Genomic DNA, 25,307 nt, shown 5'->3' on the forward strand with positions numbered 1-25,307 from the left:
TGAATGGTTATTCTGCCAGACCATCCAGATACCGCTCTGCATCCAGGGCTGCCATACATCCGGTTCCGGCAGAGGTAATGGCCTGACGGTAGGTATGGTCCATAACGTCTCCGGCGGCGAATACACCGGGAATGCTGGTCTGAGTGGCATTGCCGTTCAGACCGGACTGCACAACAATATATCCATTATTCAGTTCAAGTTGATCGGCAAAAATAGCGGTGTTCGGGCTGTGTCCGATAGCGATAAATACCCCGGCGACGTCGATCTGTTCAGCGTCAGTACTGCCATCGGTAGGCATCAGGCGAGCTCCGGTAACACCCATATCATCACCGGTTACGGCATCCAGAGTGCGGTTTGTATGTAAAACGATATTGCCGCTGGCGACTTTTTCCATCAACCGGTTAATCAGGATCTTTTCTGCGCGGAAAGTGTCGCGGCGGTGAATCAGGTGTACTTCTGAAGCGATATTCGACAGGTACAGGGCTTCTTCTACAGCGGTGTTCCCGCCACCGACCACGGCGACTTTTTGCTGACGATAGAAAAATCCGTCACAGGTTGCACAGGCTGATACACCCTTACCTTTGAACTCTTCTTCGGAAGGCAAGCCGATATAACGGGCCGACGCTCCTGTCGCAATAATCAGTGCATCGGCAGTATATTCACCGCTATCGCCGATCAGACGGAAGGGACGGTTTTTCAGATCGACAGTATGAATATGATCAAACACGATTTCTGTATCGAACTTGACAGCATGCTCGTGCATACGTTCCATCAGCGCCGGACCCGTCAGCCCCTCAGGGTCACCAGGCCAGTTTTCGACGTCAGTCGTGGTGGTCAGCTGTCCGCCTTTTTCCACACCGGTGATCAGTACAGGTTTCAGGTTAGCGCGCGCAGCATAAACCGCTGCGGTGTAACCCGCAGGCCCGGAACCCAGGATAAGTAATTTACTGTGTTTGGCCATGCTTTATTTCCTCAATAAATAGCCCGCAGGCAAATAATTCTGTGATTGTAGGCAAAGTGACGATTGAAAAAAAGAGTTCCGCGGATGAGATTACTTATTATTGCAAACGTTAAAAGTAATCGTTAATCAGCAAAAGCAGGGTTATGAGGTAATTTTGCCGTGTTCTGACAGATAAAATAGCCCAAAACAGCCTCTTCAAAACATGACAAACGGCAGGTTACGGAATGATGTACTGAAATTGTATGTTTTACTTTGACAATCGCCTGCTGTTTTGCGAAAACATGGGGGGAAGCAAATCATGTTCAGTGAATACAGACCGCGCGAGTGTTGGTCCGAAACACTGAATATATACACCTGAATAGAATTTAGCGCCTTTCAGCGTGGACAGACAGTGAAAGGTGCTGAAAACACGAATACAGCAGGTAGTTGCTTTACCATAATTCATGCCCTGAATCATGAAACGATTAACGGGCAGGTAGTCTTAGGGAAGGAAAAAGAGAGACAATAATAATGACAGACAACAAGAAACGCCCTGGCAAAGATTTGGATCGCATTGACAGAAACATTCTGAACGAGCTGCAAAAAGATGGCCGTATTTCGAATGTTGAGCTTTCAAAACGTGTCGGGTTATCACCTACGCCATGCCTTGAGCGGGTTCGCCGCCTCGAACGCCAGGGTTTTATTCTGGGTTATACGGCGTTACTCAATCCACATTATCTGGATGCTTCGTTACTGGTTTTTGTTGAGATAACTCTGAATCGCGGGGCGCCTGATGTTTTTGAGCAGTTTAATGCTGCGGTACAAAAACTTGAGGAAACTCAGGAGTGTCACCTGGTATCCGGCGATTTTGATTATCTGCTGAAAACCCGTGTTCCCGATATGTCGGCATACCGTAAATTACTCGGTGAAACCTTGCTACGCTTGCCGGGTGTGAACGATACCCGTACCTATGTGGTGATGGAAGAAGTAAAACAGAGCAACCGTCTGGTGATTAAAACTCGCTAAATCAGGCAGGTGCAAAAGCGTTAGCAATTAGGTACACTCCTGTGAATTCATACAGGGACAGTGCTAATACCGGTGCTGTTCCTCTCTTTAGTTGACAGGCACCTGGAGAGTTCACTTGAGCCAGGAATATACAGAAGACAAAGAAGTATCTCTTACCCCGCTGAGTAGCGGGCGGCGGCTGCTGGAAGCTTTACTTATTCTGGTAGCTCTTTTTGCTGTTTATCTGATGGTGTCGCTGGTCAGTTTCAATCCCTCTGACCCCAGCTGGTCTCAGACTGCCTGGCACGAACCAATTCATAACCTTGGCGGCAGCCCCGGCGCATGGCTTGCGGATACCCTGTTATTTGTTTTCGGGGTAATGGCGTATGCTATTCCGCTGGTGATCCTTGGCCTGTGCTGGATAACCTTTCGCCACCGCAACTATGAAGACTACATTGATTATTTTGCTATCGGTTTACGCCTGATAGGGGTGCTGGCTTTAGTGGTCACTACCTGTGGTCTGGCGGCGATAAATGCAGATGATATCTGGTATTTTGCTTCCGGGGGGGTTATTGGCAGCCTGGTCAGCAGTGCGATGGCGCCATATTTAAATCAGGCCACAGGTACCCTGGTGCTGTTGTGTGTCTGGGCGGCAGGTATCACCCTGTATACCGGCTGGTCATGGCTGACGATTGCGGAAAAAATTGGTGGCGCGGTAATGTCAGTACTGACCTTTGCCAGCAACCGTTCCCGCGGTGATGAATACGGGGATGATGAAGATGATGCTGAGGTGTTTGAGCAGGGGCCGGCGGCAATAAAAAAACCGGCAACAGTGCCGCCAGGGGACGTCGTTGCAGACCCGTTACTGCGTAACAAGCAGCCTGCGTCAGCAGCATCATTTTCGGAAGTTCATCCTGCTGCTGAAGCTACGGATGAAGATAATGATCCGTTATTCAGTTCACTGGCAACAAACAGCCATACAAAAAACGATGACCCGTTGTTCAGCATGCCTGTTACGCCGGACAGTGAGGATGATAATGATCCGCTATTCAGTCCGTCGCGCTGGTCTTCACCGTCTGAATCTGTGGAACATACGGTTGCTGCCCTGCCTGCTGAACCGGTGGTTTCCGAAATAAACAAGGTTGCAGCTGCACAGAAAAATCCATCTCCGGCACGACCGGAACCTGCCGTTGCACGCCAGGCGTATACTGCACCGACAGACAGCATAACCACCGCGCCACCGCCACCGCGTTATCACTTTGACGTCCCTGAATCTGTCGTCGTTCCCGATGCTGTGGCTGCGACAGCGGCCCGGGCTGAGTCAGTAACAGCTGCTGTGCATGAACAACCCGTTGCTGCTGCAACTGCTGCGACAGTGGTCAAACCTGCGGGACAGTCACCGTTTGCAGTCGCTGCCAGTATGGGAAAATTATCCTCTCAGACAGCGGTTGCAGATAAAACCCGTGACAACAATCCGCAGGTGAAAAAAGGGATTGGCGGGCCTGAGTTGCCACGACCAAATCCGGTGCGTTTACCCACCCGCCGTGAAATGGCGTCTTATGGAATTAAACTGCCCTCACAGCGGATGGCAGAAGAAAAAGCACGCGAAGCGGAAAAAGCGCATACAGGCGGCTTTGATGCCTCCTGTACGGATGAGGAAGCTGCTGCATTTGAACAGGCAGAATTAGGTCAGGCATTCGCAAAACAACAAACTGAGCGTTATGGCCATACAGATGACGATGATGCGACTCAGGATGAAGATATGTTGCAACAGGCAGCACTGGCCCGTCAGTTTGCCGAGCATCAGCAGCAGCGTTACCGGGATGTTCCCGCACCAACGCCTGCCGGGCCGGAGCCGTCGGTAGCATCAGTATCCGCTGAAACATTATCTGCATTCGACTTTTCGCCGATGAAAGACCTGGTCGATGAGGGGCCCGGTGAACCTTTGTTCACTATCGCCCCTGCGACTGAACCAGAACCGGAAGTCCCCGCAGCTGCACCTGAAATGCCCGTGTCAGCACCTGTGGATTCGCACAGTCCGAATTTGTCTGCTGCCCGTCCGGCGGTGACCCCGCAGCCAGCAGAAACCACTGCTGTTCAGGGAGCACAACCGGCAGCCAGCAGCCAGCAGCAAAGCCTGTTCCATCCGTTCCTGGTTCGTCATGAACAGCCGCTGGAAAAACCATCCACACCGCTGCCAACGCTGGATTTACTGACGCCTCCTCCGTCGGAGGAAGAACCGGTCGATATGTTCGCCCTTGAGCAGACAGGTAAACTGGTCGAAGCACGGCTGGGCGATTTTCGTGTGAAAGCGGAAGTGGTTGGCATTTCTCCCGGACCGGTGATCACCCGCTTTGAGCTGGACCTGGCGCCGGGGGTGAAAGCTGCCAGAATTTCTAATTTGTCGCGGGACCTTGCGCGTTCTTTATCGGCGGTAGCGGTGCGTATTGTTGAAGTTATCCCCGGCAAACCTTATGTCGGTCTGGAGTTACCGAACAAACATCGTCAAACCGTTTATTTGCGTGAAGTGCTGGACTGTGCAAAATTCCGGGATAATCCGTCACCGTTAGCGGTCGTACTGGGTAAAGATATTGCCGGGCAGCCGGTGGTGGCTGATCTGGCAAAAATGCCCCATTTGCTGGTGGCCGGTACTACAGGGTCAGGTAAGTCAGTTGGTGTAAATGCGATGATCATCAGTATGCTATACAAAGCAACACCTGATGAAGTTCGTTTTATTATGATCGACCCTAAAATGCTGGAACTCTCAGTGTATGAAGGTATACCTCATTTGCTGACAGAAGTGGTTACCGATATGAAAGATGCAGCCAATGCGTTGCGCTGGAGTGTCGGAGAAATGGAACGCCGTTATAAACTGATGTCCGCGCTGGGAGTACGTAACCTGGCAGGTTATAACGAGAAAGTAGAGCAGGCTGAAGCCATGGGGCGTCCGATTCCTGATCCGTTCTGGAAACCGGGAGACAGTATGGACACGACGCCACCGGTCCTGGAAAAACTGCCTTACATTGTGGTTCTGGTGGATGAGTTTGCCGACCTGATGATGGCCGTAGGTAAAAAAGTTGAAGAACTGATTGCCCGCCTGGCGCAGAAAGCACGTGCCGCAGGAATACATCTGGTGCTGGCAACCCAGCGACCGTCGGTGGATGTTATTACCGGTCTGATTAAAGCTAATATTCCAACCCGTATTGCGTTTACCGTATCCAGTAAAATAGATTCAAGAACCATTCTTGATCAGGCTGGCGCTGAATCTCTGCTCGGGATGGGCGATATGCTGTATATGCCACCGAACTCATCGATGCCGGTGCGTGTCCACGGTGCCTTTGTTCGTGATCAGGAAGTTCATGCAGTGGTGCAGGACTGGAAAGCCCGTGGTCGCCCTCAGTATATTGACAGTATTACGGCGGGTGATGAGAGTGAGAGTGGCTCCGGCGGCGGTGATAATAATGGTGAAGAACTTGACCCGTTATTTGACCAGGCGGTCGGATTTGTGGTGGAAAAACGCCGAGCCTCTATTTCCGGGGTCCAGCGGCAGTTCCGTATTGGTTATAACCGTGCTGCCCGTATTATTGAGCAGATGGAGGCTCAGGGAATTGTCTCTGAACCTGGTCATAACGGTAACCGTGAGGTCCTGGCGCCTCCGCCCCATGAAATGTAATTCACCGGGATATTAACTAACCAGCAATGGGCCAGAATTTTCTGGCCCATTGCTTATCTGCTGCGCCATCCCCATAGTGTGGCTAACCGCTTTCAGTTTTTTCTCCTGTCGGAATCATATGACAGCGGCTAGGGTAAATAATGCCGGACCGGAATAACAGAATAAGGAAAAAGATGAAATGAGAAAATATCTGCTTGCTACAGGTGCCGTAACCTTGCTGATGTCAGCCAGTGTGCTGGCAGATGATGCTGCCGGATTACAGGCACGGCTGAATAAAGTCAGCAGTTTTCATGCCGCGTTTAGCCAGAAGGTCACGGATGGTTCCGGTAATAATGTCCAGGATGGTGCCGGTGAATTGTGGGTTAAGCGTCCCAGCCTGTTTAACTGGCATATGACAGCCCCTGATGAAAGTACCATCATCTCCGACGGTAAAACGTTATGGTTTTATAACCCGTTTGTTGAACAGGTGACGGCCAGCTGGCTGAAAAACGCCACCAGTAATACCCCGTTTATGCTGATTGCCCGTAATCAGTCATCGGACTGGAAAAATTACAATGTCAGCCAGCAAGGAGATAATTTTGAACTGACACCGAAAAACAGCAACAGTAATCTGAAGCAGTTCACCATAAATGTCGCGCCTGACGGGACTATCCGGCAATTCAGCGCCGTTGAACAGGACGGGCAGCGCACCAGCTATCAGCTGAAAAACCAGCAAAATGGTGCAATCAGCCCTGATAAATTTACATTTACTCCGCCGAAAGGCGTTACGCTGGATGACCAGCGTCAGTGAGGTGACAGTGGATACTCTTTCCCTGGATTTTTCTGCCAGCGAATTTCAACCTCTGGCCGCGCGGATGCGGCCACAGACACTGGCAGAGTATAGTGGTCAGCAGCATTTACTGGCGGCGGGGAAGCCTTTACCCCGCGCCATCGAAGCCGGCCATCTGCATTCGATGATCCTGTGGGGGCCACCAGGGACCGGAAAAACGACCCTGGCCGAAATTATCGCCCGTTACGCAGATGCCAGTGTGGAACGGATATCAGCGGTCACCTCCGGGGTAAAAGAGATTCGCGAAGCGATTGAAAGGGCCAGACAGAGCCGGCAAACAGGTCGCAGGACGATTTTATTTGTTGATGAAGTTCACCGTTTCAATAAAAGTCAGCAGGATGCCTTTCTGCCCCATATTGAAGACGGCACCATTACTTTTATCGGGGCAACGACCGAAAACCCTTCCTTTGAGCTTAATTCAGCACTGTTGTCACGGGCACGGGTATATTTACTGAAGTCTCTGACCGCAGAAGATATTGAACAGGTTATCAGCCATGCCATGGAAGATAGCCGCCGCGGGCTGGGGGGACAGAACATTGTACTGCCGCGGGAAACTCGACGGATGATTGCGGAACTGGTTAACGGGGATGCCCGCAGAGCCCTGAATACCATAGAAATGATGTCTGATATGGCTGAACCGGATGCACAGGGGCAACGTCTGCTGACGGCTGAGTTACTGACTGAAGTTGCCGGTGAGCGATCGGCCCGCTTCGATAATAAGGGCGATCGTTTTTATGATCTTATTTCTGCTCTGCATAAATCGGTACGGGGTTCGGCTCCGGATGCAGCTTTGTACTGGTATGCGCGGATTATTACTGCAGGGGGCGACCCCCTCTACGTTGCCAGGCGCTTGCTGGCAATAGCGTCAGAAGATGTCGGTAATGCTGATCCCAGAGGGATGCAGGTGGCGTTAGCGGCATGGGATTGCTTTACCAGGGTAGGGCCGGCAGAAGGTGAACGGGCAATAGCGCAGGCGATTGTTTATCTGGCCTGTGCTCCGAAAAGTAATGCCGTCTATAGTGCGTTTAATGCCGCCATGCGTGCTGCCAGAGAACATCCTGATTATGATGTTCCCGAACATTTACGTAATGCGCCGACCAGGCTGATGAAAGAGATGGGGCTGGGCAAAGAGTATCGCTACGCACATAATGAACCTAATGCCTATGCCGCCGGAGAAAATTACTTTCCTCCTGAAATGGCAGGTTCGCACTATTATTCACCAGTTGAGCGCGGATTTGAGACTAAAATCGCAGAAAAGCTGGCATGGCTGGCCGAACAGGACCAAAATAGCCCGACAAAACGCTACCGCTGACAAAAACATTGCGGTAAGGTGAGTAGCAACATTATGTCGTTTTGTTGGAAACATCCAACGAATATTCAATCCATTAACTCATACACAGGATTAGCATGCTCGATCCCAATCTGCTGCGTAATGAGCCAGACGCAGTTGCAGAAAAACTGGCACGCCGGGGATTTACTCTGGATGTTGAAATGTTACGTTCTCTGGAGGAACGTCGTAAAGTACTGCAGGTAGAAACAGAGAACCTTCAGGCTGAACGCAATTCACGATCCAAATCCATCGGTCAGGCCAAGGCGCGTGGGGAAGATATCGAGCCATTGCGTAAGGAAGTGAATGAACTGGGTGAGCGTCTGGATACAGCGAAAGCTGAGCTGGAGGCGCTTCAGACCGAAATTCGTGATTTCTGTCTGGTATTACCGAACCTGCCTGCCGAAGCTGTACCTCAGGGGAAAGATGACAGTGATAACCAGGAAGTCAGCCGCTGGGGAACACCGGCGACCTTTGATTTCACCGTCCGGGATCATGTAGACCTGGGTGAACTGGCTGGCGGGATGGATTTCGCCTCTGCAGTTAAACTGACCGGATCCCGGTTTGTGGTGATGCAAGGGCAGATTGCCCGTATGCACCGCGCATTAAGTCAGTTTATGCTGGATTTGCATACCAGCCAGCATGGATATACAGAAATGTATGTGCCTTATCTGGTTAACCATGACTCATTATATGGTACCGGTCAGTTGCCCAAATTCGGTAATGACTTGTTTCATACCCGTCCGCTTGAAGAAGAAGCTGACAGCAGCAGTTATGCATTGATTCCGACGGCAGAAGTTCCGTTAACTAATCTGGTGCGTAATGAAATCATCGATGAAGATGCGCTGCCGATTAAAATGACTGCGCATACTCCGTGTTTCCGTGCTGAAGCCGGATCTTATGGCCGCGACACCCGTGGGTTAATCCGTATGCACCAGTTCGATAAAGTTGAAATGGTGCAGATAGTGGCTCCTGAAAATTCAATGCAGGCACTGGAAGAACTGACCGGGCACGCAGAAAAAGTATTGCAATTACTGAACCTCCCTTACCGGAAAATGCTGCTCTGTACCGGTGATATGGGCTTCGGGGCCAGCAAAACTTATGACCTTGAAGTCTGGTTACCGGCACAGAATACCTATCGTGAAATTTCTTCCTGTTCCAACATGATGGACTTCCAGGCCCGCCGTATGCAGGCACGCTGCCGGAGCAAAAATGATAAAAAGACCCGTTTATTACATACCCTGAATGGGTCCGGGCTGGCTGTGGGCCGTACTCTGGTCGCGGTGCTGGAAAATTATCAGCAGGCTGATGGACGAATTCAGGTACCCGGGGTACTGCGCCCTTATATGAACAATCTGGAATTTATCGGCTAATGCCGTATTCTCTGAAAAAAACCTGCCGGTATTTAGTGGCAGGTTTTTTTTTATCTCTCCTCTTAGCCTGAACAGGACAAAGACTGCCTGGTTGATGAAGACCAACCTGTCGGGCCGGATTATTAGTTAGCAGGCGCTGTTGTCTTATTCATGTTGATAAAAACACCGGGAACTAATAACAATGTGATATTATTAGCTGCCTGACCCTGACAGGGTGTCCGGCCTGCCGTGGGAAATATTTAATTTTTATTTATCATATGGATATGCGATTAAGTGACCGGTTTATAGTTACCTATAGTCGTGATACCTTAGAGAGATAATTAATAATTATAATATATTAAGTGAGGGTAAAAAGACTGTCCTCCATATCTGAATGTTTTAACCTATCAATTACCATTCCCTGATTTTTGGTGCTTTATATCGGAATTCTCCGAAGTATAGAAACATAAAACCTTTAATCTTAACGTTTGTGGGTTTTTATGCTGTGAATTGTTTTATTTGCAGATGTTTGTATTTAATCTATTAATGTGTAATGTCTGTCTTTTACAACATTGGATTTTTAATTGCGCGGCGTATAATGCAGCCGCGCTTATATAGCGTTGCTTTATATCAGCCGGATAAAAACTCTGCTTTTAATATCAATAATAAAAAGAGATAGATATGTTAAAGAAATCATTAGTACTTTCGTCTTTAAGTTCAGCATTACTTTTTTCTGTTATGGCTCATGCTGATACCAGTTCGGCTACAGCAAATATGAATGTGAAATTAACGGTGCAGAAGGCCTGTACTATTAGTATGGGTGATCTTGATTTTGGTACCCAGAACAGTAATGCCGGTGATGTATCCAGAACAGCAACCGGGAGCGTGACCTGTACTAAAGATACGGCTTACAATATAACTGCTGCCAGTAATAGTGGGTATAATTTGTCTGATACTAAAGGTGATAAAGTATCTTATGCTATTTATGCAGATGCCAATCACCAGACAAATCTGAGTGCCAGTGTGGCATCGACTTCCGGAACGGGGACCGGGATAGCACAGCCTGTTAATATCTACGGTGTCATCAACGGAACGTCATTGCAGACTGCCCCGGTTGGTGATTATACCGATAAAGTTACGCTGACAGTTAATTACTAAGGCTCGGCGGACCTATGACCGGGAAAATATATTTTTATAGCGCACTGATTATTTATTTTTTAATTTCTCCGCTGACTTATGCTGCCAGTTTACAGGTATACCCGGTAAATATTAATTTCTCTGTCGGCGAGAACGTTAAAGCTATTTATGTAAATAATACCGGCGTTGATCCTATCAGTGCCCAGGTCAGGGTTTATCAGTGGACTCAGAAAAACGGCAGTGATGTCCTGAGCGAGACTCATTCGTTACTGGTGAGTCCGCCGATCACGGCTATTCCGCCGGGAAAACAGCAGTTGTTAAGGGTGATATTGCCGGTGCCTCCGGCTGGCGGTGCAGAACAGGCATACCGGCTGGTTGTTGATGAGTTGCCGGGAACGTCACAGAATGGCAATCAGACCGTCAGGTTTTTGCTCCGTTATGATCTGCCGGTGTTTATTAATACGCCCGCATCTGTAATAAATCTCAGCCAGGTTGTATTTCATCTGGATACATCGGCAGTGCCTGAACGCCTGTGGATAGAAAATAACAGTTCACAGCACCTGAAATTAAGTAATGTCGTATTATCATCGGCTGGTCATCATTATCCTGTAAATAAAGGGTTGCTGGGGTATGTGTTAGCAAAGAGCACTCGTTCGTGGACATTGCCCAAAGGACATTATTCCGGTTCAACACTTACTTTCAATGTAAATGATAATGCAGAGACTCAGACCGTACCAGTTGTCAGCCCGTAAATTATCTCTGCTAAGTGCAGTGTTTTTACTGCCGGTGTCTTTCTGTGCAGTATCAGATGAAGTTCTTTATTTAACTGTCAGTGTTAATGATGCTGCGGTACCCGGATTGTTTCAGATTCGAAAAAGTGGCGATCATTTTTTTATTTCTGCACAAGATTTTAAGCAGCTGAATATCCGCACTGATAAATTAGCAACGGCAGATAATACCGTTGATATGGTTTCCGGGGGCGGGTTGTCTCTGGTTTATGATGATTTACAACAGCAGTTAAATATCCGGGCAACCGTTGACTGGCTGGCAGGGCATCAGAAGTTAACATCACAATCTAACGGACTGATCACTCGTCAGGACTTTTCCCCGCCGGTCAAAGGTATTGCCTTTGATTATAATCTTTATAGTGCAGAGCAGCCTTACAGTCAGAGCCTGAGCGCTTATACAGACTTGCGTTCTTTCGGAATAGGGCCGGGAAACTTTAGTACTTCCTTTAACAGTCGTTTTAATCATTCTGACACGGGTACCGATAACGGAACCCGGCGGCTGATGAGTGCGTGGAGTTATAATAATACCGACAAACTGCTGAGCTTAACCCTCGGAGACAGTTATACGGGCAGCCAGTCATGGACCAACAGTGTGCGTTTTGCCGGGGTCAGTCTGGCACATAATTACGCACTGCAACCCGACTTTAATACTTCAACGCAGGATATTCTTTCCGATACTGTTGCTTTACCTTCGACCGTCGATTTGTATGTTCAGGGAATAAGACAGACAACACAACATGTCGAACCGGGACAGTTCACCCTGAATACGGCTCCGGTATTTACCGGTAATAGCTCGGCACAGGTTGTTATCACTGACATAAACGGGCAACAGCGTGTCGTAAACCTGAATATTTATGGATCCGATTTGCTGTTATCTCGCGGGCTGAATAGCTGGAGTATTAATGCCGGCTGGTTACGGAAAGACTACAGTTATCGTTCTTTCAGCTATAACCCGGGCTTAATGGTCACCGGTAACGGACGTTATGGACTCAGGGATGATCTGACGCTGGAAGCGCATACGGAGCAGGGTGAACCGTTGCAGAATGGGGGTATTGGTGCTAATTATCTGTTGTCCCCGTGGCTGGGCATTGTCCACGGAGATATTTCTGCCAGCAGACATAACCGTCTGAACGGTAAACAATGGGGAGTTGGCTGGCAGTGGTCCAACCGCCATCTCAGTTTCTCGCTGACAGATACCCGCCGTGACAGCCATTACCGTGACATGTCGGTATTAACGGAAGGTGAGCTGGCAACACGTTCAGACAATGCTTTTATCAGCTGGTCCATGGGAGCGGCGGGTACAGTAGGTGCTAGCTGGATTAACCGTCAATATGCAGGGGAGACCCGCAGTTATGCCGGTTTTTCCTGGTCAGGAACCTTCCGTCATAATATCAATATTTCCGCCAGCCTCACCCGGGCGCTGGAAATGGATCATGATAAAACACTGTATCTCAGTGTAAGCGTTCCCCTTTCAGATACTCAGTATGTCAGCGTACAGCATTCGCAGGATAGTCAGTCTGCAAACAATCAGCTGACATGGTCGAAATCGGTGATTTCGAATAAACCGGGCTGGGGGGGCGATGTATCACTACAAAACGGAAGTAATGCCACAACGCATCTGGATTATCGCCAGCGTACCGAGTGGAGTGACCTGGAATTGGGCTATAACCGCTACAGTCAGCAGAATAATTATTATGCTTCCCTGTCCGGAACCGCGGGTCTGTTCGCTAATGCATTTTATGCCACGCGACAATTGGGGGATGGTTTCGCCCTTGTGGATACCGACGGTATTGCGGGAATCCCGGTTTATCTGGAGCATCAGCCAGTCGGCAAAACCGACCGCGATGGAAAACTGTTTCTTAATAACCTGCTGCCTTATTACCGTAACAATATCAGTATCGATGTATTATCACTGCCTGATGATTTTCGTGCGCTTTACACGGAGGATAATGCTATTCCTGAAAGCGGTGGTGGTGCAATGGTGCACTTCCGAATCTATCGTGCCCGTGCATTACTGATGACGGTTAAACAGACACAGGGTAAAGCACTGCCGTTTGCTGCACCTGTCAGCGTGGTTACCGCCGCCGGACAGCAACCCGAAACGGGAACCCGCACAACGGTGGTGGGTTATGAAGGCAATATTTATCTTGAGAATCCGCCGGCGGAAGGTTTTGCCATTGTTCATTTACCCGACAGCACATGCCGGATCAGGTTGCCCGCGCAGCTGCCGGCAGGAAAAGCGATAACTACTATGGAGGCAGTATGCCAGTAACCCGGATATTCATTTTTTTACTGGTGCTGTCTGGCGGATTGTTTTTTTCGGCCAGCGCCTCCGCAGATCCCCATTGCTGGACCGGTGACGGGGCAGGGTACAACTTTGGCACCGTAACTCCCGGCCAGGCAGTGTCATCAACAGCACAGATCGGTATTACTTGTAACAGCTATGATCCGTCAACAGATTACATCCGGCTGTGCCTGAATTTTATAGATGAAAATGCACCGGTCGCCATGAACCCGAATGGTATCAGTGGTTACCCTTTGTATTTTAATGTTTATCCGTCAGACAGTCCGGAGACGGCCCTGAGTGCTAATAGTTCCGTATTTGCACAGTTTGATATGGCTGTACCCTCAGGGCAAAGTGCATCCGGCAGCTTTATACTGACTGGCCGTATTCTGGCGGGGCAGACTAAACTGACCGCAATGGATTATTATAAATATAATTTTTTCGCCTATTACAAATATGCCTTTGCTAGCAGCAGAAATCAGCTGCCTTCCTGTGCAGCGATGCCCAATACCTACTCTCAGAACAGAATTTCTGTTTCAGCGACTGCCTCAGTAAAACAAGGCTGTACGCTTGATCAGGTCAGCGATCTTGATTTTGGCCAGCATAGCCCGGCGTTATCACCGCAATTATCGGCAACGGCTATCTCGACCCTGTCAGTGACCTGCCCGGTGAACACTTCTTTCTCGGTAGCATTAGGCAACGGGCTGCATAGCCAGCAATCGGTCCGTCAGTTATGTAATACCGCAGATAACCAGTGTGTGTCTTATCAGCTTTACCAGGATGCGGCTCACAGTGTGGTCTGGAATGATACTAATACTCAGACAGTCCGTTCCGCGACCGGGAACAGTCAGAACCTTATCGTTTACGGGGTGCTGCCTGACCAGAACTGGCCGACAGCGGGCAACTATACAGATACAGTGACAGTCACCCTCCGCTATTAACTGTTTTCTGAGTGCACAACATTTCTCTGTTGTGCGCTTACTTCTTCGGTATTATTTATCACCATTCTTTATTTTTCTGATGGATTTTTAGTCACTCAGTCATCATCTCCCCCGGTTAATATGATTCCGGTCATTTAGTCTCTTACTTTCATTTGATACGGCTACAGAACCCTTGTATACCTGTTATTACAGATAGAAAAGATTGCCAGTTGTGGTTTTATTTTCATTTCGGGAAAGCATAAGCCTTACGCAGTGATTGCAAAGGAGAAGGGGTATGCGAAATCTGTGCAGTAATCGGTTATTGGCAGGCGTGCGGTTATTTTTAGCCTTGGTGTTGGCTGGTCTCGTTTTCCCTGTAACGGCGGCACTCACTGACGCTGGTATAAATATTCGTTTGCAAGTGGTTAACCGTTGCGCGATGTCTGTAGCTTCATCTGCTGATAGCCCGCAGGTAAACGTGCAATGTCCCCGTTCCGTCACCTATCTGGTGCGGGTGCATCAGCAAGCTGAAACTTACGATCATCAGCCACAATACCGCCGGGTGGAGGTCAGTTACTGATTACGGATATGTGCTCTCCTGACCTGCTGAAGATCATTCCCTGTGGCTTTAAAATACGGGATACGGGGTTTGCTGCTCTATATATAAAAAAGGATTAAACAATAAATTTATAACTCCTAAATAATCTTTCCCCGCGGTTTAAATTTCTTTTTTCAGCAAAAAATGCTCTGCTGTTTTTTGCTAATTGACTTTAAAAATAGTAGTGCCATTATTCGCCACAATTATTACTTTCTTTGTGGTTATGGCTATGTCTGCATGGTCCCGTCCTGTATTGCTTCTGCTCTCCGGTCTGCTGTTATTGACCATCGCAATTGCGGTGTTAAATACACTGGTGCCTCTCTGGCTGACCCATGACCAATTTGCTACCTGGCAGGTGGGTGTGGTGAGTTCTGCTTTTTTTACCGGCAATTTACTCGGGACGGTGATTGCAGGGAAAGTTATCACAACCCTCGGTTTTAACCGCAGCTATTATATAGCGACCGCAATTTTTGCTGTGGCGACCTGCGCTTTATTAATCGCCGGTGGTTTTACTGGCTGGACAGTATGGCGTTTTCTGGCAGGTACCGGATGTGCCCTTATCTGGGTGGTTGTTGAAAGCGCTTTGCTCTGTTCAGGGACCTTACGCAATCGTGGCCGGTTGCTGGCTGCGTATATGATTGTTTATTATATCGCCACAGTGCTGGGGCAGTTACTGGTCAGTCTGGTTTCTGATGCCGCCGGATTTATGATACCTCTGCTGGTGGTGTGCATTATGGTCGCTGTACTGCCGTTATTTTTTGCGCGGATTAACCCGCCTGAAGTCGCAGAAAATTCAGCCTCGCCGAATATCCGTGAAATGTTTTCCCGCCATTCATCACGTTTGGGTATTAACGGCTGTATTCTTTCAGGCGTTGTACTGGGCTCGCTGTATGGACTGTTACCATTATACCTGTCTCACAAAGGTATGAGCGATGCGAACGTGGGTTACTGGATGGCATTACTGGTCAGTGCGGCTATTCTCGGACAATGGCCTGTAGGCCGACTGGCCGACCGTTTTGGTCGTCTGATGGTACTGCGTGTGCAGGTCTTTATGGTGATACTGGGTGCATTAGGAATGTTAACTCAGCTGGCAATGGTGCCTGCTTTGTTTATTCTGGGATGCTCCTGTTTTACGTTGTATCCGGTGGCTATGTCCTGGGCATGTGAAAAAGTTGCGCATCATGAGCTGATTGCAATGAATCAGACCCTGTTACTCAGCTATACAGTCGGCAGTCTGGTCGGGCCGGGAATGACATCATTACTGATGGAGCATTTCACGGATAATGTGTTGTTTACCATGATTGCGGCAGTCTCGTTTGTCTATCTGCTGATGTTACTGCGTAAAGCGGATCATCAGACAACACCGGTCGCTCATGCGTAAGGCGGATACGCTTGTGTCTGAAGAAGGGGCCAGCGGCCCCTGCATATTCAGTAAATAACGTTATGGCCGTAACTGGCAATAATTGATTTTACCCGTTCCATGGTTTCTTTCGGCGGAGGACTTACTCCTTCCAGCGGATATTTTTCGCCCATTGCTGTCCATTTATGTTTACCCAGTTCATGATAGGGCAGTAATTCTATTTTTTCGATATTGTCCATTGCAGCAGTAAACTGCCCCAGCCGGTGCGCAGACTGATCATCATCTGTGTACCCGGGCACGACCACATAACGTATCCAGGTGCGTTTACCGGTTTTATGCAGATATTCTGCGAACTCCAGCATCCTGTGGTTTGAAACACCGGTCAGTTTCTGATGTATCTGATCATCCATTTGCTTCAGATCCAGCATGACAAGATCGGTGACCTCCATCAGTTCAGTGATTACATGATCATAGCGGCGGACAAACCCATTGGTGTCCAGACAGGTATCGATACCCGCCTGTTTACAGGCTCTGAACCAGTCGCGGACAAACTCAGCCTGCAAAATAGCCTCACCGCCTGACGCGGTAACCCCGCCACCGGAGGCGGCAATATAGTGTTTATAGGAAAGCAGGTCATCCATAAGTTCTTGTACGGTAACTTCCTGGCCGCCATGAGTATCCCAGGTATCACGGTTATGGCAATACAGGCAGCGTAGCAGGCAACCCTGAAAAAAAACGATAAAGCGAATACCTGGTCCGTCGACGGTACCACAGGATTCGACAGAGTGAATATGACCAGTGACTGACATGCGATGGTTCCTCCGGGGTGAGCTGCGGTAATCTCGCAGGCCGGCATTGACAGGTGTTTATAAGTTGCTGTTATATTCAGCATAAAACAGGAAGAGTAAAAAGGCTCCCGGCCGGGAGCCTTTTTAACCTGGTTAACCAGTATTAAATTGATTGAGTGAACGTACGGGTAATAACGTCCTGCTGTTGTTCTTTGGTCAGTGAATTAAAGCGAACAGCATACCCCGAAACCCTGATGGTCAGCTGTGGATATTTTTCCGGATTATCCATCGCTTCCAGCAACATCTCACGGTTCATTACATTGACATTCAGGTGCTGTCCGCCCTCGATAGCGGCTTCATGATGGAAATATCCATCCATCAGTCCTGCAAGGTTAGCTTTACGGATATCATCATCTTTACCCAGCGCGTTAGGGACAATAGAGAAGGTATAAGAAATACCATCTTTAGCGTAGGCAAAGGGCAGTTTTGCCACTGATGTCAGGGAAGCGACAGCACCTTTCTGGTCACGTCCATGCATCGGGTTCGCGCCGGGACCGAATGGTGCTCCGGCACGGCGGCCATCAGGAGTATTACCTGTTTTTTTACCGTAAACCACATTTGAGGTGATGGTCAGTACTGACTGGGTCGGAACCGCGTTACGGTAAGTTTTCAGTTTCTGAATTTTTTTCATAAAACGTTCAACTAAATCGCAGGCCAGGTCATCGACCCGTGCATCATTATTCCCGAATTGCGGATACTCACCTTCGATTTCGAAATCAATAGCCAGGCCATTTTCGTCACGAACCGGTTTAACTTTGGCATATTTAATTGCAGAAAGGGAGTCAGCCGCGACTGACAGTCCTGCGATACCACATGCCATAGTGCGGTAAACATCACGGTCATGCAGAGCCATTAAAGCAGCTTCATAGCTGTATTTATCGTGCATATAGTGAATGACGTTCAGCGCTGTGACGTACTGGGTTGCCAGCCAGTCCATAAAATGATCCATACGGGCCATCACAGTATCGAAGTCGAGGATCTCATCGGTAATCGGGGCCTCTTTGGGGCCGACCTGAATTTTCAGTTTTTCATCCACCCCGCCGTTAATCGCGTACAGCATGGTTTTCGCCAGGTTAGCGCGGGCACCAAAGAACTGCATCTGTTTGCCGACGATCATCGGGCTGACACAACAGGCAATGGCATAGTCATCACTGTTAAAGTCAGGCCGCATCAGGTCATCATTTTCATACTGGATAGATGACGTATCGATGGACACTTTAGCCGCATATTTTTTGAAATTCAGTGGTAATTGTTCTGACCACAGAATAGTCATATTAGGTTCAGGTGAAGGCCCCATGGTATAGAGGGTATTGAGGAAGCGGAATGTACTTTTAGTGACCAGCGTCCGGCCATCCAGTCCCATACCTGCCAGTGACTCGGTTGCCCAGATCGGGTCGCCGGAGAACAGTTCATCGTATTCCGGGGTACGCAGGAACCGAACCATCCGCAGTTTCATCACCAGGTGGTCAATCAGCTCTTGTGCTTCATCTTCGCTCAGAATGCCCGCCTGCAGGTCTCGTTCAATATAGATATCCAGGAAGGTTGAAACACGGCCGAATGACATAGCCGCACCATTCTGTGATTTTACGGCAGCCAGATAACCGAAATAAGTCCATTGCACAGCTTCACGGGCATTCGTCGCCGGAGAGGCGATATCCAGACCATAACGGCTGGCCATTTCTTTCATATCTTTCAGAGCCTGATACTGGTCTGAAATTTCTTCGCGCAGACGAATAGTTTCTTCGAGAGCGTTACCCTGTTCGAGGTCACTTTGCAGTGAGCCAAACTGGGCCAGTTTATCTTTCATCAGTGCATCAATACCGTAGAGTGCAACACGGCGATAATCACCGATAATACGGCCGCGACCATAGGCATCCGGCAGGCCGGTCAGAATTCCGGACTTACGGCAACGCATAATATCCGGTGTGTAGACATCGAACACACCCTGGTTATGTGTTTTACGGTATTCAGTAAATATTTTTTTCAGTGTCGGATCGAGTTCACGGCCATATACCTGACAGGAGCCTTCAACCATACGGATACCACCGTAGGGAATAATGGCACGTTTCAGGGGCGCTTCCGTTTGCAGACCGACAATTTTCTCCAGTGACTTGTTGATATAGCCTGCGTCGTGGGAAATAATTGTTGAAGCCAGATCCGTATCAAAATCGACCGGGGCATGGGTCCGGTTTTCGATTTTAATACCTTCCATAACCTTATCCCACAATGTGGTTGTGGCATCTGTTGCGTTGCTGAGGAAGGCTTCATCGCCTTCATAAGGTGTATAGTTTTTCTGAATAAAATCGCGGACGTTAACGCTGGTTTGCCATTCACCGGCTGCAAACCCCTGCCACGCCTGGTTCATTTTTTCATTAAGTTCAGTCATGAGATACCTGCCTTGTTAAGTTGAATTCAGCGTACGGGCAGCGGTACGTGACCTGCCGGTACAAAATCTATGTTCAGTGTAGTATTGATAAATTAGTTTTCACTATTATCTTTACGCAAGTAAATAATCCAGTACGTGAGCCCTACTAATAAACCGCCACCAATAATATTCCCCAGAGTAACGGGAATAAGATTATCGGTAATAAATTGCCAGGGAGTCAGTGTGGAAAATTGTCCGGCTGTGGTACTGGTCAGTTGCCAGAAATCAGCAGAAGCAAAATCTTTAATGACAATAGCCATCGGAATCATAAACATATTGGCAATACTGTGTTCAAACCCGCTGGAAACAAACATAGTCACCGGTAGGATCATGGCAAGGGTTTTATCTGTCAGTGAACGACCGGAATAGCTCATCCATACGGCCAGACAAACCAGTAAGTTGGCCAGAATTCCCAGGGCAACGGCTTCGACAAATGTATGGTGCATTTTATGATCGGCTGTCTGCAGTACATTGAGGCCCCATAATCCATTAGCCACCAGATGTTCACCAGATAACCAAATCAGTGCCACAAACAGTAACGCGCCAAACAGGTTTCCGAAATAGACGATAATCCAGTGGCGCGTGAGCTGAGCCCAGCTGATACGCCCACTGGCTTTGGCAACCACAATAAGAACGGTTGAAGTGAATAAATCAGCACCACAGACGACCACCAGAATCAACCCGAGAGAGAAACAGAGTCCGCCAATCAGTCGCGAAATACCATAAGGTAATTCGCTGCTACCGGTAGTGACGGTAATATAAAAAGTGAAGGCGATGGAGATAAAAACACCTGCATTAATTGCCAGGAAAAAGGTGGTTAATGGTGGTTTTGATGCCTTATAGACACCTGCTTCTTCGGCAACTTTTGCCATTGCTGCCGGCATTAACAGATCAAAAGGATTGTCCGTTTTCACACAAATCCCCTCAGAGTTTTCGCTGTGCCCAGAGTATCAAATGGCCTGTTTGTGAGAATTGACCTGGATCACTTTTAACCGTTGCCGGTCTGCTAAAACTGTCTTTTTTGGTCAGTGATATATCATAATACATTGAAAATAAAGGTTAAAATTTATTTTAATAACTATTTTATTTTTTGATTAACCGGGTGTTGTCGCCAGATGATTAAACAATAAAGACTAAAAACGGCATGATTATGCGCCGGGAGAGGGAGCTACAGCTAAATATAAACAGACGGGGCAAAAAAACAGCGCCGGTCGAAGGCGCTGTAAATATTTTTTTAACAAAGAATCGGCGGAGACTTAATTTTCTGACCAGTACTGACGTTTTGCGGCCTGAAGTTTCTCATAAGCCGCCAGTAAAGACTGATGGGCAGGGAAAGCAGTCAGAGACAAGTCAACTTTCTGCAGCCCATAAAAAGGTTCTTCGCCACTGATTGCCGCAGACGCAGCTTCTACCGCATCGCTGCCGTACATACGGTTAAAGGCGGTCAGATATTCGCCGGGGGTCCGCTCATCTTCCAGTGACAGCAACAGTAATGTCTGCAGGCAGCGGTAGTAATTAGCCCGTTCGGCACTGAAGACTGAATTGTTAAATTCAATGGTCCACTCGGTCCAGATCAATGCCTGGTCGAGATCGCCTCCGGCAAGTGCCAGCATAGCTTTAAGTTCACCGACGCGCAGGGTTGACCAGCCATTATCTTTGCCCGTCGCCAGACCCAGCAGTTCGCGTACCCGGGTAAAATCGTCCAGGCCTTCGTCATCCATCTGCGTAATCAGTTCAAGGTAGTCCTGAGGTTGCCATTCGCTGCCCGGTAAACTAAGGAAAGTTTCACGGAAACCGGATCCCATATTGTTGTTAGCCAGCAATAAATCTTCGGCCGGATAAATATCAGACATGCCGGGAACAATAATCCGGCAGGCATATACGCCCAGATGTTCATAGTCGGCAATATACACTTCTTTATTTTCGGCACGGAAAATATTCATCAGTGTCGAAAATTCCTGTTCGGTGGTACCGGAAAAGGACCAGTCAGCGAACGGATAATCAGGAGTATCTTTGAACATATCCCAGGAGATCAGGCCGCTGGAATCGATAAAATGTGTTTCCAGGTTAGTGTGTTCTGCGACTTCTTCATCATCAAAGGTTGGCGGAGTAAACACATCCAGATCTTTCAGGCTGCGGCCCTGTAATAGTTCCGTAACGGTGCGTTCCAGCGCGACGCCGAAATCAGGATGGGCGCCGAAAGAAGCAAAACAGGTACCATTTTCCGGATTAAATAACACCACACAGATCACCGGATACTGGCCGCCCAGCGAGGCGTCGTAGGCAAAAATCGGGAAACCTTCGGCTTCCAGTTGTGCAATAGCTTCGATAACCGCCGGATAACGGGCCATGACTGTCTGTGGAATTTCCGGCAGGCTGATTGATTCAGCGATAATACGGTTTTTAATGTAACGCTCAAAGACTTCCGAAAGACCCTGAACCCGTGCCTCACTGGCGGTATTACCGGCTGACATACCATTGGATACATATAAATTACCGATAATATTCATCGGAATATAGACGGTCTGCTTGTCTGACTGACGGATAAACGGCAGTGCGCAGATTCCCCGGTCATCGTTACCTGACTGCAGATCAACCAGCAGGCTGGCACCGAGGACATTGTCCGGGTCATAGAACTTACGCAGTGCAGGGTCCAGCAGTCCTTCCGGTAAATCGTCGTCTTCAGTCAGCGGGAACCATTTCTCATTCGGATAATGGACAAAGTCACCGCCAGCGACCGTTTCACCCAGCCAGAAATCGGCAAAGAAATAGTTCGTTGATAACCGTTCAAAATATTCACCTAACGCAGAAGCCAGGGCGGCTTTTTTGCTGGCACCTTTGCCATTGGTAAAACACAGAGGACAGTCACGATCGCGGATATGGACTGACCAGACATTCGGAACCGGATTCAGCCATGAAGCTTCTTCAATAGTAAACCCTAAAGACTGTAGCTTATGCTGAAACCGTGAAATAGAGTCTTCTAAAGCGGCATCTTTGCCTGGTATAAATGTTTGCGTCATAGTGCCGCGTTCTCCCGGGGAGTGATAAACAGATGTGTTGGGGTAATGATACGGAATTTATACGATGACCGCTATCAGCCGACAGTAAAATCTCCCCGTTATAACTCCGTTACCCGGAGCCGAAATAAGCCGTTGTCCGGAAAAAAATAAACATCAGGGTCAGGGGATTAACCGGAGAGTCATAAAAATCGTCCTGCAGACCGATTAATTATTGCAGCGTTTTTCAGGCAGTGATACAACCGACAGGTATCTGATAATCGTTTCGATGTAACCATGGTGAGTATAAATGACGCAGGTGTATAATTTTAGTTCTGGCCCGGCAATGTTGCCAGCAGAAGTACTTCGTCGTGCACAGCAGGATCTGGTTAACTGGCAGGGTCTGGGCACTTCAGTAATGGAAATCAGCCATCGCAGCAAAGAATTTATCAGCGTTGCTGAAACGGCAGAGCAGGACTTCCGGGATTTATTAAAAATCCCGTCCAATTATAAAGTATTGTTCTGCCACGGTGGTGGCCGTGGTCAGTTTGCGGCAGTACCCGGTAATTTACTGAATGGTGCCAGCCAGGCTGACTATATTGATGGTGGTTACTGGGGGCACAGTGCGGTTAAAGAAGCCGCTAAATTTTGTACCCCGAATATTATTGATATTAAAGTCACTGAAGAAGGTAAAACTGCGTTATTACCCATGAGCCAATGGCAGCTGAATGATAACGCTGCTTATGTGCATTACTGCCCGAATGAAACCATCGATGGTACCGCGATTGATGAGCAGCCGGATTTCGGCGATAAAATAGTGGTCGCTGATTTCTCCTCCACCATTTTATCCCGTGAGATCGATGTCAGCCGCTACGGGGTGATTTATGCCGGCGCCCAGAAAAATATCGGTCCTGCCGGGCTGACACTGGTTATTGTCCGTGAAGACCTGCTGGGTAAAGCCCGTAAGGATCTGCCTTCTGTCTTCGATTACTCGGTGCTGGCAGAAAATAACTCAATGTTTAACACCCCGCCAACTTTTGCCTGGTATCTGTCCGGACTGGTATTCCAGTGGCTGAAAGAGCAGGGCGGCGTCGCGGCAATGGATAAAGTCAACCAGGCGAAGGCCGATCTTCTTTACAGCACCATTGATCACAGTGATTTCTATCGTAATAATGTTGCAGACAGCAACCGCTCGCGGATGAATATCCCTTTCCAGCTGGCAGATTCCGCGCTGGATAAGCTGTTTCTGGACGAGTCTGTCAGCCACGGACTGCATGCTCTCAAAGGGCACCGGGTGGTTGGCGGAATGCGGGCTTCTATTTACAATGCCATGCCGCTGGCGGGTGTGAAAGCACTGACTGAGTTTATGCTCGATTTTGAACGCCGCCATGGCTAAGCCAGTGGTGATTTACTGGCCTTTTTGTTTACCCCGCCAGTGGCGGGGTTTTGATCTTTTATAAAGAGTGACTTTTGACATGCCGGATTCTCTGACCTTACAACCTGTAGCCCGTATTGACGGTACGGTAAATTTACCCGGCTCGAAAAGTGTGTCAAACCGCGCGCTATTGTTAGCTGCAATTTCCAAAGGAACGACCCGCCTGACGAATCTGCTGGACAGTGATGACATTAAGCACATGCTTAATGGACTGAGCTTGCTGGGGATTGAATATACATTATCTGCAGATCGTACCGAATGTGTTGTCACCGGGATCGGTGGCCCGTTACATGCCGCAGCTCCTGTTGAGTTATTCCTCGGGAATGCGGGAACGGCGATGCGTCCGCTGGCGGCGGCCTTAAGCCTGGCGGGTAAAGATATTATCCTGACCGGCGAACCACGAATGAAAGAACGTCCAATCGGTCACCTGGTTGATGCTCTGCGTCAGGGGGGAGCTGATATCAGCTATCTGGAAAATGAAAACTACCCGCCATTACGCCTGAACGGCGGGTTCAATGGAGGCGAAATCAGTGTCGATGGCAGTGTGTCAAGCCAGTTTCTGACTGCGTTGCTGATGACTGCGCCTTTAGCCAGTGAACCGACAACCATTACCATTACCGGTGAACTGGTTTCAAAGCCATATATTGATATCACGCTGAATCTGATGAAATGTTTTGGTGTCAGGGTTGAAAATCAGCAATACCAGCGTTTTGTTATTCAGGGCGGGCAGCAGTATCAGTCTCCCGGCGAATATCTGGTTGAAGGGGATGCCTCATCGGCTTCTTATTTTCTGGCTGCTGCGGCAATTAAAGGCGGTACTGTCCGTGTCACCGGTATTGGCCGCAACAGTGTACAGGGCGATATTCGCTTTGCTGATGTGCTGGAAAAAATGGGGGCAGTGATTGAATGGGGGGATAATTATATTTCCTGTACCCGTGGCGCACTGAAGGCGATAGAGATGGATATGAACCACATCCCTGATGCGGCGATGACTATTGCCACCACTGCCTTGTTTGCGGAAGGTACTACCCTGATGACGAATATCTACAACTGGCGGGTAAAAGAAACCGACCGGCTTGCGGCCATGGCAGCTGAATTACGTAAGGTCGGGGCAACAGTTGAAGAGGGGTATGATTTTATTCGTATTACGCCGCCTGCTATCCTGAAACATGCAGACATTGAAACCTATAATGATCATCGTATTGCGATGTGTTTCTCTCTGGTTGCATTGTCGGATACTCCGGTCACTATTCTCGACCCCGGATGTACAGCAAAAACTTTCCCTGATTATTTCCACCAGCTGGCTGCTGTCAGTCATTAATTATCAGTGGACTTTCTCTGTTCTGGTCTGTATTTAGTCCGGTTGCGCCGGGTTTATCTCACCCGGTGG

General features: G+C 48.6%; 18 protein-coding genes. 13 read left to right on the top strand and 5 right to left on the bottom strand.

Translation table 11 applies throughout. The features are described from left to right. Nucleotides 1-7 precede the first annotated feature (7 nt). A complete protein-coding gene (gene trxB / locus JK216_RS06400; RefSeq protein ID WP_212706711.1) occupies nt 8-961 on the bottom strand; it encodes a thioredoxin-disulfide reductase in 954 nt (317 codons plus the stop codon). Between the two features lie 510 nt (nt 962-1,471). On the opposite strand from trxB, the gene lrp reads away from it, so the two are divergent. The 11 genes from lrp (at nt 1,472) to JK216_RS06455 (ending at nt 16,234) form a co-directional block, all read left to right on the top strand. Then, on the top strand, nt 1,472-1,966 hold the full coding sequence (gene lrp, locus JK216_RS06405) for a leucine-responsive transcriptional regulator Lrp (protein ID WP_038019770.1): 495 nt from the start codon (nt 1,472-1,474) through the stop codon (nt 1,964-1,966). A gap of 115 nt (nt 1,967-2,081) precedes the next feature. Next, nucleotides 2,082-5,618 carry a DNA translocase FtsK 4TM domain-containing protein gene (locus tag JK216_RS06410; protein ID WP_212711121.1) on the top strand — a complete coding sequence of 1,179 codons (3,537 nt, stop codon included), beginning with the start codon at nt 2,082-2,084 and terminating at the stop codon, nt 5,616-5,618. 178 nt (nt 5,619-5,796) lie between these two features. Beyond that, nucleotides 5,797-6,408, top strand: coding sequence for an outer membrane lipoprotein chaperone LolA (lolA, locus tag JK216_RS06415; RefSeq protein WP_212711122.1), 612 nt, complete (start codon nt 5,797-5,799; stop codon nt 6,406-6,408). A 7-nt stretch (nt 6,409-6,415) separates the two neighbouring features. Then, entirely contained in the window at nt 6,416-7,759 is a 1,344-nt protein-coding gene (locus tag JK216_RS06420) for a replication-associated recombination protein A (protein WP_212709931.1), read from the top strand. A gap of 95 nt (nt 7,760-7,854) precedes the next feature. Beyond that, complete coding sequence (gene serS / locus JK216_RS06425) at nt 7,855-9,147, top strand: serine--tRNA ligase (protein ID WP_212706708.1); 1,293 nt, start codon at nt 7,855-7,857, stop codon at nt 9,145-9,147. Nucleotides 9,148-9,807: 660 nt separating this feature from the next. Beyond that, nucleotides 9,808-10,284 (top strand): spore coat U domain-containing protein, encoded by a 477-nt coding sequence (locus tag JK216_RS06430; RefSeq protein ID WP_212706707.1) that lies wholly within the window; start codon nt 9,808-9,810, stop codon nt 10,282-10,284. 14 nt (nt 10,285-10,298) lie between these two features. Further along, entirely contained in the window at nt 10,299-11,015 is a 717-nt protein-coding gene (locus JK216_RS06435; RefSeq protein WP_212706706.1) for a fimbria/pilus periplasmic chaperone, read from the top strand. Further along, on the top strand, nt 10,978-13,323 hold the full coding sequence (locus JK216_RS06440; RefSeq protein ID WP_212711123.1) for a fimbria/pilus outer membrane usher protein: 2,346 nt from the start codon (nt 10,978-10,980) through the stop codon (nt 13,321-13,323). The genes JK216_RS06435 and JK216_RS06440 overlap by 38 nt, the downstream gene beginning before the upstream one ends. After that, nucleotides 13,314-14,276, top strand: a complete 963-nt coding sequence (locus tag JK216_RS06445; RefSeq protein ID WP_212706704.1) for a spore coat U domain-containing protein — start codon at nt 13,314-13,316, stop codon at nt 14,274-14,276. Before JK216_RS06440 ends, JK216_RS06445 begins: the two co-directional genes overlap by 10 nt. Nucleotides 14,277-14,550: 274 nt before the next feature. After that, a complete protein-coding gene (locus JK216_RS06450) occupies nt 14,551-14,835 on the top strand; it encodes a hypothetical protein (RefSeq protein WP_212706703.1) in 285 nt (94 codons plus the stop codon). A gap of 247 nt (nt 14,836-15,082) precedes the next feature. Continuing rightward, a complete protein-coding gene (locus JK216_RS06455; protein WP_212706702.1) occupies nt 15,083-16,234 on the top strand; it encodes an MFS transporter in 1,152 nt (383 codons plus the stop codon). A gap of 47 nt (nt 16,235-16,281) precedes the next feature. Here JK216_RS06455 and pflA read toward each other — a convergent pair whose 3' ends face one another. The 4 genes from pflA to ycaO all read right to left on the bottom strand — a co-directional run bounded on the left by pflA (nt 16,282) and on the right by ycaO (nt 22,506). Continuing rightward, entirely contained in the window at nt 16,282-17,022 is a 741-nt protein-coding gene (gene pflA / locus JK216_RS06460; protein ID WP_212706701.1) for a pyruvate formate lyase 1-activating protein, read from the bottom strand. Nucleotides 17,023-17,164: 142 nt separating this feature from the next. Then, the gene (pflB, locus tag JK216_RS06465; RefSeq protein WP_212711124.1) at nt 17,165-19,447 is read right to left on the bottom strand and encodes a formate C-acetyltransferase; all 2,283 of its coding nucleotides are present in this window, start codon (nt 19,445-19,447) and stop codon (nt 17,165-17,167) included. Nucleotides 19,448-19,539: 92 nt separating this feature from the next. Beyond that, the gene (gene focA, locus JK216_RS06470) at nt 19,540-20,400 is read right to left on the bottom strand and encodes a formate transporter FocA (RefSeq protein WP_212706699.1); all 861 of its coding nucleotides are present in this window, start codon (nt 20,398-20,400) and stop codon (nt 19,540-19,542) included. Nucleotides 20,401-20,742: 342 nt separating this feature from the next. Then, the gene (ycaO, locus tag JK216_RS06475; RefSeq protein ID WP_212706698.1) at nt 20,743-22,506 is read right to left on the bottom strand and encodes a 30S ribosomal protein S12 methylthiotransferase accessory factor YcaO; all 1,764 of its coding nucleotides are present in this window, start codon (nt 22,504-22,506) and stop codon (nt 20,743-20,745) included. A 286-nt stretch (nt 22,507-22,792) separates the two neighbouring features. On the opposite strand from ycaO, the gene serC reads away from it, so the two are divergent. Both serC and aroA read left to right on the top strand, forming a co-directional pair. Then, a complete protein-coding gene (gene serC, locus JK216_RS06480) occupies nt 22,793-23,878 on the top strand; it encodes a 3-phosphoserine/phosphohydroxythreonine transaminase (protein ID WP_212706697.1) in 1,086 nt (361 codons plus the stop codon). A 79-nt stretch (nt 23,879-23,957) separates the two neighbouring features. Continuing rightward, nucleotides 23,958-25,238 (top strand): 3-phosphoshikimate 1-carboxyvinyltransferase, encoded by a 1,281-nt coding sequence (gene aroA, locus JK216_RS06485; protein WP_212711125.1) that lies wholly within the window; start codon nt 23,958-23,960, stop codon nt 25,236-25,238. Nucleotides 25,239-25,307: the final 69 nt, after the last annotated feature.

Source organism: Tatumella sp. JGM94, assembly GCF_018257595.1.
Lineage (GTDB): Bacteria > Pseudomonadota > Gammaproteobacteria > Enterobacterales > Enterobacteriaceae > Tatumella > Tatumella punctata.